At 72.8% G+C, this 11,824-nt stretch carries 12 protein-coding genes; 11 read left to right on the forward strand and 1 reads right to left on the reverse strand.

What is annotated here, in order from left to right; genetic code table 11:
- Nucleotides 1-56: 56 nt before the first annotated feature.
- The 11 genes from pcaH to AWQ71_RS12940 all read left to right on the forward strand — a co-directional run bounded on the left by pcaH (nucleotide 57) and on the right by AWQ71_RS12940 (nucleotide 10,373).
- Nucleotides 57-785: a protocatechuate 3,4-dioxygenase subunit beta gene (gene pcaH / locus AWQ71_RS12895; protein WP_439650370.1), complete on the forward strand. Its 729-nt coding sequence runs from the start codon at nucleotides 57-59 to the stop codon at nucleotides 783-785.
- Nucleotides 782-1,348 carry a protocatechuate 3,4-dioxygenase subunit alpha gene (pcaG, locus tag AWQ71_RS12900; RefSeq protein WP_067131978.1) on the forward strand — a complete coding sequence of 189 codons (567 nt, stop codon included), beginning with the start codon at nucleotides 782-784 and terminating at the stop codon, nucleotides 1,346-1,348. The genes pcaH and pcaG overlap by 4 nt, the downstream gene beginning before the upstream one ends.
- Complete coding sequence (gene pcaB, locus AWQ71_RS12905; protein WP_067131980.1) at nucleotides 1,335-2,744, forward strand: 3-carboxy-cis,cis-muconate cycloisomerase; 1,410 nt, start codon at nucleotides 1,335-1,337, stop codon at nucleotides 2,742-2,744. The genes pcaG and pcaB overlap by 14 nt, the downstream gene beginning before the upstream one ends.
- 2 nt (nucleotides 2,745-2,746) lie before the next feature.
- On the forward strand, nucleotides 2,747-3,925 hold the full coding sequence (pcaDC, locus tag AWQ71_RS12910) for a bifunctional 3-oxoadipate enol-lactonase/4-carboxymuconolactone decarboxylase PcaDC (protein ID WP_067131983.1): 1,179 nt from the start codon (nucleotides 2,747-2,749) through the stop codon (nucleotides 3,923-3,925).
- Complete coding sequence (locus AWQ71_RS12915; protein WP_067131985.1) at nucleotides 3,922-5,109, forward strand: 4-hydroxybenzoate 3-monooxygenase; 1,188 nt, start codon at nucleotides 3,922-3,924, stop codon at nucleotides 5,107-5,109. Before pcaDC ends, AWQ71_RS12915 begins: the two co-directional genes overlap by 4 nt.
- Before the next feature lie 172 nt (nucleotides 5,110-5,281).
- A complete protein-coding gene (locus AWQ71_RS41560; RefSeq protein WP_157570321.1) occupies nucleotides 5,282-5,443 on the forward strand; it encodes a hypothetical protein in 162 nt (53 codons plus the stop codon).
- An 87-nt stretch (nucleotides 5,444-5,530) separates the two neighbouring features.
- A complete protein-coding gene (locus AWQ71_RS12920) occupies nucleotides 5,531-7,546 on the forward strand; it encodes an MFS transporter (protein WP_067131988.1) in 2,016 nt (671 codons plus the stop codon).
- 64 nt (nucleotides 7,547-7,610) lie between these two features.
- A complete protein-coding gene (locus AWQ71_RS12925; protein WP_067131991.1) occupies nucleotides 7,611-8,102 on the forward strand; it encodes a DUF5709 domain-containing protein in 492 nt (163 codons plus the stop codon).
- Nucleotides 8,103-8,238: 136 nt separating this feature from the next.
- The gene (locus tag AWQ71_RS12930; RefSeq protein ID WP_067131994.1) at nucleotides 8,239-8,652 is read left to right on the forward strand and encodes a PH domain-containing protein; all 414 of its coding nucleotides are present in this window, start codon (nucleotides 8,239-8,241) and stop codon (nucleotides 8,650-8,652) included.
- A gap of 304 nt (nucleotides 8,653-8,956) precedes the next feature.
- A complete protein-coding gene (locus AWQ71_RS12935) occupies nucleotides 8,957-9,382 on the forward strand; it encodes a hypothetical protein (protein WP_067131998.1) in 426 nt (141 codons plus the stop codon).
- A 217-nt stretch (nucleotides 9,383-9,599) separates the two neighbouring features.
- Complete coding sequence (locus AWQ71_RS12940) at nucleotides 9,600-10,373, forward strand: hypothetical protein (protein WP_067132001.1); 774 nt, start codon at nucleotides 9,600-9,602, stop codon at nucleotides 10,371-10,373.
- A 73-nt stretch (nucleotides 10,374-10,446) separates the two neighbouring features.
- On the opposite strand, the gene AWQ71_RS12945 is transcribed toward AWQ71_RS12940, so the two are convergent.
- A complete protein-coding gene (locus AWQ71_RS12945; RefSeq protein ID WP_067132005.1) occupies nucleotides 10,447-11,526 on the reverse strand; it encodes a helix-turn-helix domain-containing protein in 1,080 nt (359 codons plus the stop codon).
- Nucleotides 11,527-11,824 lie beyond the last annotated feature (298 nt).

The following is an 11,824-nucleotide window of genomic DNA, read 5'->3' on the forward strand; positions in this document are numbered from 1 at the left end:
CAGGCATGAGCACGACCCCCCCGACGCCCGAACCCCAGGCCGTCATCGACGCCGAGATGGCGCGGATCCGGACGGAGGCCGAGAAGGCCGCCGCGGACGGCGCCCCCGAAGAGCTCCAGCCGCGGCGCGACTACCCGCCCTACCGCAGCTCCGTCCTGCGCCACCCCGAGCGGCCCCTGGTCGCCGCGCCCGAGGCGTTCACCGAGCTGCGCGGGCCGGTGTTCGGCGTCACCGACGTGACCGAGCTGGACAGCGACCTCACCCGGCAGCACCACGGCGAGCCGCTCGGCGAGCGGATCGTCGTGACCGGCCGGGTCCTCGACCGGGACGGCCGCCCGGTGCGCGGCCAGCTCGTGGAGATCTGGCAGGCCAACGCGTCCGGGCGGTACGCGCACAAGCGCGACCAGCACCCGGCCCCGCTCGACCCCAACTTCACCGGCACCGGCCGCTGCCTCACCGACGACGAGGGCCGCTACACCTTCACCAGCATCAAGCCGGGGGCCTACCCCTGGCGCAACCATCTGAACGCCTGGCGCCCGGCGCACATCCACTTCTCGCTGTTCGGCACCGCCTTCACCCAGCGGCTCATCACCCAGATGTACTTCCCGAACGATCCGCTGTTCCCGTACGACCCGATCTTCAACTCGATCACGGACGAGCGGGCCAGGCAGCGCCTGATCGCCACGTACGACCATGACCTGTCCAGCCCCGAGTGGTCGCTTGGCTACCGTTGGGACATCGTCCTCGACGGGCCGTCCGCGACCTGCATGGAGGAAGGCCGTTGAGACCGCCCACACCGTCCCAGACCATCGGCCCCTTCTACGGCTACGCGCTGCCGTTCGCGGGAGGGGGCGACCTCGTCCCGCCCGGCCACCCGGGGGCGATCATCGTGCACGGCGCGGTCCTCGACGGCGCCGGGCAGCCGATCCCCGACGCGCTGCTGGAGTTCTGGCAGGCCGACCCCGCAGGGGGGCTGACGGGCGCGCCCGGCTCGATGCGCCGCGACCCGGTCACCGGCTCCTTCGCCGGCCGTTCCGGCGTCGGTTTCACCGGGTTCGGCCGGGTAGCGGCCGACGCCGACGGCCACTGGACGCTCCGCACGCTCCCTCCGGGGCCCGCCGCTCCCGGGGCCCTGCCGTACATCTCGGTGTGCGTCTTCGCGCGTGGGCTGCTGCACCACCTGTACACGCGCGTCTACCTGGAGGACACGGCGGGCGACCCGCTGCTCGACTCCCTCGACCCGGACCGCCGCGCCACGCTGATCGCCCGGCCCGAGCAGGACGGGACCTACCGGTTCGACATCCGCCTTCAAGGCGGCGAGGAGACGGTCTTCCTTGACTTCGGCTGACATCCCGGCCCGGAGCCCGGACGAGGGGCGGCCCGGCGAGCCGGGCCTGCTCACCCCCGCCTGGACCGGGAGCGCCGTCGAGGAGGCCACCGGCGACGTCGCCGTCCTGCAAGCGATGCTCGACGCAGAGGCGGCGCTCGCCCGGGCCCAGGCCGCGCTCGGCATGGTCCCGGCCTCCGCCGCCGAGGCGATCGGCGCGGCCGCCGACGCCCGGCTCTACGACGTGCGCGACATCGCCCTGCGGGCCGGGGCCGGCGGCAACCCGGCGATCCCGCTGGTCGCCGACCTCACCGCGGCCGTGGCCCGCCGCGCCCCCGAGGCCGCGCCGTACGTGCACCTGGGGGCGACCAGCCAGGACATCGTGGACACCGCGCTGATGCTGGTGGCCTCCCGGGCGCTGCCGCTGATCGCCGCCGACCTCGGCCGCGCCGCCGCGGCGCTGGCCCGGCTCGCCGCCGAGCACCGCGACACCGTCCTGCCCGCGCGCACGCTCACCCAGCACGCCGTACCGACCACCTTCGGGCTCAAGGCGGCGGGGTGGCGCGCCCTGGTCCTGGACGCGACGGACCGGCTCTCCCGCCTCACGCTGCCCGCGCAGCTCGGCGGCGCGGCGGGGACGCTGGCCGCCTTCCACGAGTACGCGGGGAACCCGGCCGCGGCCGAGGGCCTCGACGTGGGGGTGGCGCTGCTGCGCCGGTTCGCCGCCGAGACCGGGCTGGCCGAGCCGCCGCTGCCCTGGCATGTGCTGCGCACTCCGGTGGCCGACCTCGGGTCGGCCCTCGCGTTCACCGCCGGCGCGCTCGGCAAGATGGCCGCCGACGTGCTGGTGCTGACCCGCACCGAGATCGGCGAGCTCTCCGAAGGCGCGGGCGGCGGCTCGTCCGCCATGCCGCACAAGAGCAACCCGGTCCGCGCCACGCTCATGGCGGCGGCCGCGCGGCAGGCGCCCGCGCTCGCCGCCGTCCTCCTGGCGTCCCTCGCCGCGGAGGACGAGCGCCCGGCGGGCGCGTGGCACGCCGAGTGGCCCGCGCTGCGGGAGCTGCTGCGTGTCGCGGGCGGAGCCGCGGCGAACGCCGCCGAGCTGGCGGAGGGGCTGCGCGTCCACCCCGGCCGGATGCGCGCCGACCTCGGCCACACCGGCGGCCTCCTCCTCGCGGAACGCCTCGCGGCGGCGCTCACCCCGGCGCTCGGCCGCGCCGCCGCCAGGGCCGCGGTGGAACGCGCCGCGCGCCGGGCCGCCGCCGACGGCGTCGGCCTGGACGAGGCGCTCCGCGACGAACGACTCCCCATCACGGAGGACGAGCTGCGCCGTCTGCTCGACCCCGCCGCCTACGTGGGTTCCGCCCCGGCGCTGACCGAGCGGGCCCTTCGCCGCCAGTCGCAGGTCAAGGAGTGACGATGAAGCCTGCCCACGCTCCCGGCAGCCCCGGGCGCCTGCACCACCGCGCCGACGGCCGCCGGGACGCTCCCGCGCTCCTGCTCGGCCCCTCGCTCGGCACCACCCTCGCCGTGTGGGACCCCCAGGTGCCCGCGCTCGCCCGGGACCATCGCGTCGTGCGGTGGGACCTTCCCGGCCACGGCGGCTCGCCGTCCGTGCTCGGCGAGGGGGCCACGGTCGCCGACCTAGCCGGGCTCGTCCTCGACCTGGCCGACGCCCTCGGCGTGGACCGGTTCCACTACGCCGGGATCTCCCTCGGCGGCGCGGTCGGCGCGTGGCTGGCGCTCCACCACCCCGACCGGGTCGCCTCGCTCACCATGGTGTGCTCGTCGGCCCGGTTCGGCCCGGAAGAGATGTGGCGCGAGCGGGCCGCGATCGTCCGGGCCAAGGGCACCGGCGTCGTGGCCGAGTCCGCCCCTCAACGCTGGTTCACCCCAGCCTTCACCGAGGCGGCCCCCTTCCTCGACGAGCTGCGCGAGGTCGACGCCGACGGGTACGCCGCCTGCTGCGACGCGCTCGCGACCTACGACATCCGCGCCGAGCTGGGCCGGATCGCCGCGCCGACCCTGGTGATCGGCGGCCGGGACGACGTGGCCACGACGCCCGCGCACGCGCGGGAGCTGGCCGACGGCATCCCCGGCGCGACGCTCGTGGAGATCCCCGGAGCGGCCCACCTGGCCGGCGTGGAACGGCCCGGCCCCGTGCTGACCGCCCTGCTCACCCACCTCGAAGGCGGCGGTCCGGCCCGCGCGGACGGCTCCCGCCGGTATGCCGCCGGGATGGGCGTGCGCCGCGCCGTGCTCGGCGACGCGCACGTGGACCGGGCCACCGCGAACGCCGACTCCTTCACCGCCGACTTCCAGGACTTCATCACCCGCTACGCCTGGGGCGAGATCTGGACCAGGCCCGGCCTGGACCGCCGTACGCGCAGTTGCGTCACGCTGACCGCGCTCGTCGCGGGCGGCCACCTGGAGGAGCTGGCGATGCACGTCAGAGCCGCGCTGCGCAACGGTCTCACCCCCGACGAGATCAAGGAAGTCCTGCTGCAGGCGGCCGTCTACTGCGGCGTCCCCGCTGCCAACGCCGCGTTCGCCGTGGCTCAGCGCACCCTGAACGAGCTCCAGGAGAGGAACACATGAGCGTCCCCGCCCGCACCACCGTCGCGATCATCGGGGCCGGCCCCGCCGGGCTGCTCCTGGCCCGGCTGCTCCGGCGCTCCGGCATCGACTCCGTCGTGCTGGAACACCGTGACCGCGCGTACGTCGAGCAGCGCCAGCGCGCCGGCATCCTTGAGCAGGGCACGATCGACGTCCTGCGCGAGTGCGGCGCCGGTGAGCGGATGGACCGCGAGGGCCTCCCGCACAACGGCGTCGAGCTGCGCTTCGACGGCCGGGGCCACCGGATCGACTTCCCGTCGCTCACCGGCGGCCGCGCCGTCATGGTCTACGCCCAGACCGAGATGGTGAAGGACCTGGTGGCGCTCCAGCTCGCCGAGGGCGGCCCGCTGCTGTTCGAGGCGCGCGCCGTCGCCATCGAGGGGCTGGAGGCCGGGCAGCCGTCGGTCCGCTACGTCCACGAGGGCCGTGAGCACACCCTGGCCTGCGACTTCGTGGTGGGCTGCGACGGCTTCCACGGCATCGCCCGCGCCGCCGTCCCGTCCGACGTGCTGCGCACCTTCGATCGGGAGTACCCCTACTCCTGGCTCGGCATCATGGCCGACGTCCCGCCCTCGTCCGACGAGCTGATCTACGCGCACTCCGAGCGCGGCTTCGCCCTGCTCAGCATGCGCACGCCCACGGTCAGCCGGCTGTACCTCCAGGTGCCGAACGGCACCGACCCCGCCGACTGGCCGGACGAGCGCATCTGGGACGAGCTGGACCTCCGGTTCGCCGTGGACGGCGACTGGAAGCTGGAGCGCGGCCCCATCACGTCGAAGTCGGTCACCCCGATGCGGAGCTTCGTCACCGAGCCCATGCGGTACGGCCCGCTCTTCCTGGCCGGGGACGCCGCGCACATCGTGCCGCCGACCGGGGCCAAGGGGCTGAACCTCGCCGCCGCCGATGTGGTCGTCCTGGCCCGGGCGCTCGCCCGGTGGCACGAGACCGGCGCCGCCGACCTTCTCGACGCGTACTCCGACACCTGCCTGCGCCGGGTCTGGCGGGCCGAGCACTTCTCCTATTTCATGACCACGACCCTGCACCCCGACCCCGCGCAGAGCGACTTCGACACCCGGCTGCAGCTCTCGCAGCTGCATCGGGTCGCCGACTCCGAGGCCGCGGCGGCCGAGCTGGCGCAGAACTACGTCGGATCCCCCTTCGAGTGACCACCGGCCCCGTCTTCCCGCCGTTTCCCGGCGGGGGACCGGGCTGTCTCCCCGCCGCCTGATGCGCGCGGGCCGCGTCATGGCGTATGCCTATTTATAGGCAGATAAGGCGCGACCCGCCGCTGGAAGGGTGCCCTCAGCCCTTCCGCGGCCGGAACTCGGGGAGGAACAGATGGTTGAGCTGCTGGGAGCGGTGGTCTCCCTGGCGGCCGTGACGCTGCTCGGTCTGATCGCGTTGCTGCTGATCTCGGTGTGCATGCTCCTGGGGTTGGCGGGGATGGCCGCCTCCACCCGGCGTGAGCCCCAGCCGGTCTCCCGGATGCCCGCCGCGTGATCCAGATCCCCGCCGGGTGACCCGGATCCCCCGGGCCGCCCGGCGGGCGCGTGCATGAGGGCCCGCTCTCGGGGGACAGGGGGACCCATGGGGGAGAGCGGGACGGCCGCCGCGCCCGCCCGCGAGCGCGGCGTATGGGCGGTGATCCTCGCGCTGATGCTGGCGATGCTCCTCGCCGCTCTGGACCAGACGATCGTGTCCACCGCGCTCCCGACCATCGTCGGCGAGTTCGGCGGGCTCAACCACCTGTCGTGGGTCGTGACCGCGTACCTGCTCGCCTCCACGGTCTCCACCCCGCTGTGGGGGAAGCTGGGCGACCAGTACGGCCGCCGGCACCTCTTCCAGGCCGCCATCGTGATCTTCCTGGTGGGGTCGGCGCTGTGCGGGCTGGCCGGGGGCATGACCCAGCTCATCGCGTTCCGGGCGCTGCAGGGCCTCGGCGGCGGCGGGCTGATGGTGCTGGCCATGGCCATCGTCGCGGACGTGGTCGCCCCCCGTGACCGAGGCCGCTACCAGGGGTTCTTCGGCGGTGTCTTCGCCTTCGCCAGCGTGGTCGGGCCGCTGCTCGGCGGGCTGTTCGTCGACCGGCTCTCCTGGCGCTGGGTCTTCTACATCAACGTGCCGATCGGCGTTGTCGCGCTCTTCGTCATCGCCGCGACCCTGCGCGGGTGGCGGGACCGCAGGCCGCACGCCATCGACTATCCGGGCGCCGTCCTCCTCGGCGCGGCGGTCACCTGCGTCGTGCTCGCCACCTCCTGGGGCGGCAGCCGGTACGCCTGGGACTCCCCGCCGATCCTCGGCCTGGGCGCGGCGGCCGCGCTCCTGCTCGTGCTGTGGGTGCGGGTCGAGCGGCGCGCCGCGGAGCCGATCGTGCCGCTCCACCTGTTCCGGGTCGACGTGTTCTCCGTCGCCGCCGCGCTCGGCTTCGTGGTGGGCTTCACCATGATGGGCACGCTCGCCTACCTGCCGCTGTTCCTCCAGGTGGTGCACGGCGTCTCGGCGACCACGTCCGGCCTCTATCTGCTGCCGATGATGGCGGGGATGCTCGGCACCTCGATCGCGTCCGGGCAGGCGATCAGTCGCACCGGGCACTACCGGATCTACCCGATCGCCGGCATGGCGATCACCACGGGGGCGCTGCTGCTGCTCCACGGCATGAGCGAGCACAGCTCCACGCTCTCCCTGAGCCTCCGGTTCCTGGCCCTCGGCGTCGGGCTCGGCCTGGTCATGCAGGTCCTCGTGATCGCCGTGCAGAACGTCGTGGACTACCGCGATCTCGGGGTCGCCACCTCGTCGGTGACGTTCTTCCGCTCCATCGGCGGGTCGTTCGGCGTCTCCCTCTTCGGCACGGTCTTCGCCGGGCAGGTCGCCGTACGCGCCGCGGAGGCGCTGCGCGGCGCCACGCTCCCGCCCGGGTTCCACCCGGCGGCGGTGCAGGGCAGCCCCGCGCTGCTGTCCCGGCTGCCCCCGGACATCGCCGCCCGGGTCGTGCACGCCTACGCGGAATCGGTGACCACGATCTTCCTGTACGCGGCGCCGGTCGCCTTCGCCGGACTCGTCCTCGCCTGTTTCCTGCGGCAGGTGCCGCTGCGGACGACCGTCGGGACCGCGGCCGCCGACCTCGGCGAGGGCTACGGGGCGCCGTGCGACCGCTCCTCGCTGGAGGAGATCGAGCGGGCGCTCACCGTGCTCATGCGGAAGGACCCCGAGGCCGCCCGGCTGTACCGCGAACTGGCCCGGCGCGCCGGGTACGACCTGCCGGCCGGGGCCGTGTGGATGCTCGCGCGGGTGGCCAGGACCGGCCGCGCCGGCCGTACGGCGCTGGCGGCGCGGGCCGGCACCACGCCGGAGCGGGGCACGGGCTGCGCCCAGCCGCTGGTGGACCGCGGTCTCGTCGAGCGTTCAGGCGACGACCTGGTCATCACCGGTCCGGGCCGGGAGGCCGTCCGGCGGATGGTCGCGGTCCGCCGGGCCGCGCTCGCCCGCCACCTCGACGGGTGGAACCCGGACAGCAACCCGGAGCTCACCGCGCTGCTGTCCCGGCTGGCCACGGAGACCGTCGGCGACGACCGCGACGCCCGGGGCGCGGTCGACGCGACCTGAACACGCGAGCGGAAAGCCGCCCCGCCCGGACGCATACGTACGCGGAGAGGGGCAGGGGACGCGTATGAGCGAGCGCACGAGACCGGAGCCCGACCCGCGCTCCCGGGCCGAGGACGAGGGCATCCCCGACCTCGGGGAGGGGACCCCGCAGCGCCAGTGGGCGAACGACCCCCAGGAGGAGCCGCTCCCCGGAGACCGGCCGGTCGGCCTCGACGAGTACGGCACCACGCCCGCGGAGATGGCGCAGGGGGAGTCGCTGGACATGCGCCTGCGCCGGGAGGTCCCCGACAAGACGCTGCTCTACGGCTCGCCGGAGGACGCCGAGCCCGACATCGCCGACGAGAGGGTCCCGTACGGGCGCGACGAGGAGGCGGAGACCGGCCGCTCCGAGAACGAGGACGAGGACGAGGACGTCCGCCGCCCGGCGGGGCGCCTCGTGGACCCCGACGAGGGGCTCGGCCCCGACGTGGACAAGGAGATGATCGGGGAGGACGTCGGACCCGACACCGGCGGCTTCGGCCCCGAGGAGAGCGCGATGCGGATCGAACCCGAGTGACCCCGCGCAGGCGTCCGGTGACCCGCCTCCCGGGTGCCTGCGCGGCCATCGGCGGACACGGTCCCCGAGATCGGCTGTGAGCGAAGCGGGCCGCCAAGATCGGTGATCTTTCGGCTGGACGCGTTACGCTCCGACGATGGCGGATGTTGAGACGCGGCACGAGTGGCGGGTGCCGCGGGGGATCCTCGCGGCCAAGGCGATCGCCGCCGCCGTCTGCGTCGTCCTGGCCCTGCTGGGCGACGTCGCCCAGGCGTTCCTCGCCTCCGTCGCCGCGGCCGGGTTCGCCGCGCTGGCCCTGCGCGACCTGCTCGCGCCCGTCCGGCTGGCGGTGGACGAGGGCGGGGTCACCGTGCCCGCGGGCTTCGCCGGGAGAGAGCGGCACTCCTGGAACGACGTGGACCGGATCCGGGTGGACACCCGCCGCCGCTACGGCGTCACGGCGCGGCTGCTGGAGATCGACACGGGGGACCAGGTCCACCTGTTCAGCCGCTACGACCTCGGTGCCCCCGTCGTCGACGTGGCCGAGATCGTGATGCGACTGCGCCCCTGACGCAGCCACGGCCCGGAAAGTTCCCTGATTCACGCGCGCACAAGGTCGATTGTGAGAACCGCGCCGGCGAGTGCCGTGTGCCGGGTCGTCGCGGTCGGTCGCCCGAGTGTCTCCAGACATGGAAGAGCCCCCGCGGTGTCGGAGCTGATCGGGGTCTTCGACTCCGCCGGCTTTGCCGTCGTCCTCGGCCGGACCCGTATGAGGGTGTCCGGTTGTTGTCCACATGTGCTGTCCACGGGTGGTGGACACCGTGCTGGCCGTCCGACAGTGATCTCACGTTGTTTCGTTACGAAGGGAGCAAACGATGAGAAAGGTCGGCGCGCTGGTGGTGGGCGGGCTCCTCGCAGTAGGGATGACTGCCCTGCCGAGTTCGGCCGCGGCCAAGCAGGCACCCGTCGGCAAGGTGATCAACACGGCGGGGCTCGCCTCGTTCGAGGCGACCACCATCGGCGGGAGCGCTGCTGATGGAGACGTGTACAGAATCGACTTCAGCAAGCGCCCCGTGAGGTGGTACGCGTACGGGGCTCCGATTTATCCAGTGTGCTGGATAGAGGGCCCGAAGGTCACCGGCCCGTACGGCTCGACCACTGCCTGGATCTCCGTGGCCGGTGCCTACAGCGCCAGCGGTGCCGGCTCGCAGACGGTGCTGACCGACGCATGGGTCTACACCGGCAACGACATCCGCAAGCAGATCAAGAAGTGCGAAAGGCCGGAAATTGACGGGCAGTAGAGGGCATCGGCGCTAGGGAGTGTCTGACACGACCTAGTCGTGCGACCTCGTTGATCTTTCGTACGCGACCTCGTGCGGGCGGCATCGAAGGGCTGTTGATCAGTGCCGCCCGCACGCCCCGAGGCCGATCGACCGCTGCCGCCGCATACGGCTGTTCTGACGGATCGAGCGCCTCCCAGGAAGGCACTTCCACCCACCACACCTCTGGAGCCACGTGATGAGTCAGCAACCGTACGGACCACCGCCCCAGCTGCAGCCGCCGGCGCCGCAGCCGCGACCCAGGCCGGCCGGCGGCCTGGCCGTTGCGATCATCCTCGCCCTTGCGGTCGGGATCCTGCTGGACATGGTGAACATCACGCAGTGGCAGGCTCTGCGCGGTGACGTGCGGGAGCTCACCATCGGCGAGGCGACCGACCGGCTGGCACAGCTCAGCGCGCTGGGATGGGTCGACACCCTGCTTGTCTGGGGCACCACCGTCATCTGGATCGTCATGTTGCTGAGGATGCGGGGCAACATCGAGCTGCGCACGCCCGGCATGATCCAGTGGAAGAAGGAGACGCTGGTCGCGTTGTTCGTCGTGCCCGTCGTGTTCGGACTCGCCAGTGCCGTGCTGCCCGCCCTGTTCCTGCCGGCCATGCTGGTCAGCTTGGCGTCAGGCATCGCGCTGATCATCGTGGTCAACGAGATCTGGCGGCTGGGCCATCCCCTACGTCCGGGGCCCACCTCCGTGCTGGTGATCGCGTGGGGAGTCGTCGGCATCCTGGATGAACTGTTCCTCACCCTGGCTTCACGGTGGTGGTACTGGGAGATGCTCGACATGGCCTCCGACCGCGAGGCCGGCGGGGATCGCGAGCTGGTCAGCACGGACTTCATCCCGGTGTCCAATGCGATGTCCGTCGCCTACATCCTGGACGCGCTCTTGTGCGTCGTCGCGATCCTCATGGTCTGGCGGCTCGCCATGAAGCACAACGAGGGTCTGCGCACGCCGTGACACCAGGACGCCGGTGCGGCGGTGACCCAAACGGGGAGCCTGCCGCCTGTGAGCAGCGCGGTGCCGAGCGGTTCTATTCGTCGCTCCAACGGCATGTGGCGCGGGCCGCGGATGCGGTCACGGTGTAGGTGTCGTTGGCCTGATGAGGCTGGTTGCCCAAGATGAGGGTCAGCCGTCCGGGCCCGGGCACCGGCCAGGTGCCCAGGGTGACCCAGGCACCTCGGTGGGCCGCCTGATCGATGGTGATAGGCCCGGCCAGATGCGGCATGGTGGTGTCGTCGTCGTCGAGGTAGTAGGAAGCGGTACCGGCTGAACGGCGGTCGTCGGCGATGAAGGCCTCGATGATGCAGCGGGCCTCGGGACGGGTGTCGAAGTACCAGTTCACCTCTTGGGTGAACTGGCCCGGCTCGGAGCTCACCTGCAGGAACAGGGCGGTACCGGTGCAGCCGTCTTTCGCCCAGCCTCCGCCGGTCGGTCTCCAGCCGGGGTCCGCGTAGAACCATGCCGCCTGGCAGCCGAGGCCGTGTACCGCGCTCCAGGCGCCGGTGCGCTTGCCGACAGGCGTGGTGAGGATACGTGCGGGAGCAGTGGGCGTGGCGGGGTTGGTGGTCTGGGTGAGCACAGCTGCCTGCGTGTAGGGCGACGGCCGTGTCCCGGTGGGCTGGGGCCCGGCGAATGTGTCCATGCCGCCAAGGGACGGTATCCCGGCCACGAGGAGGACGGCGAACGCCGGCACGGCCACCATCGTGATCGTCCGTCGCCGGGAGGCCTTCCGCGACAGAGCCTTGTGGCCAGGGGCGGCGTGGCCCGTGGCGGGGCTCTCCCCGACTGCGGTGCTCTGTTCGGTGGCGCCGCGGCCCTCGCCGGTGGTCTGCCCGGCAGGGCTTTCCCGCACTGCCGCCGGTGTGGCTCTACTGGCTGCGAGGGCCTGCGCGCGACGGTCCACCCAGGGTTGGGGGTCGTCGACGCCGAGAGCTTTGACCAGAGCTCGCAGCACCCCCTCCGACGGCAGACGGTGCCCCTGCAGGGCCTGGCCGATGACCGACTTCGAGTAGGGCGCCTGGGCGCGCCGGGTCCTGTCCGCCAATTCCCGCACCGACGGTGACCCCTGCTGCTGATGCAGCGCCCGTAACTGTGCGATGAACGCGGCCACCGGATCCTCCCCTGATCCCGGCTGGTGTCCACGTCCCTGTTCGGACAGCGGGTCATCACGATCAGACATGCGCCTTCGCCCTCGATTTCTCGCTCGTCAGCCTCTGTACAGACCTGGCGGGTGTCCGGTTGTTGTCCGCATGCGCTGTCCACGGGTGGTGGACACGGCACCGGCCCTCCGAAAGTGATCTCACGCCATCACGGCACACCGTCTCGACCCGACAGGAGTCATGCAGTGAGATCTTTTCAGCGCATCGCCGCACTGGCCATCCCCCCAGCGGCCCTCATCGGGCGGCGAT

The organism is Microtetraspora malaysiensis (assembly GCF_001528665.1).
Classification (GTDB): domain Bacteria; phylum Actinomycetota; class Actinomycetes; order Streptosporangiales; family Streptosporangiaceae; genus Microtetraspora_A; species Microtetraspora_A malaysiensis.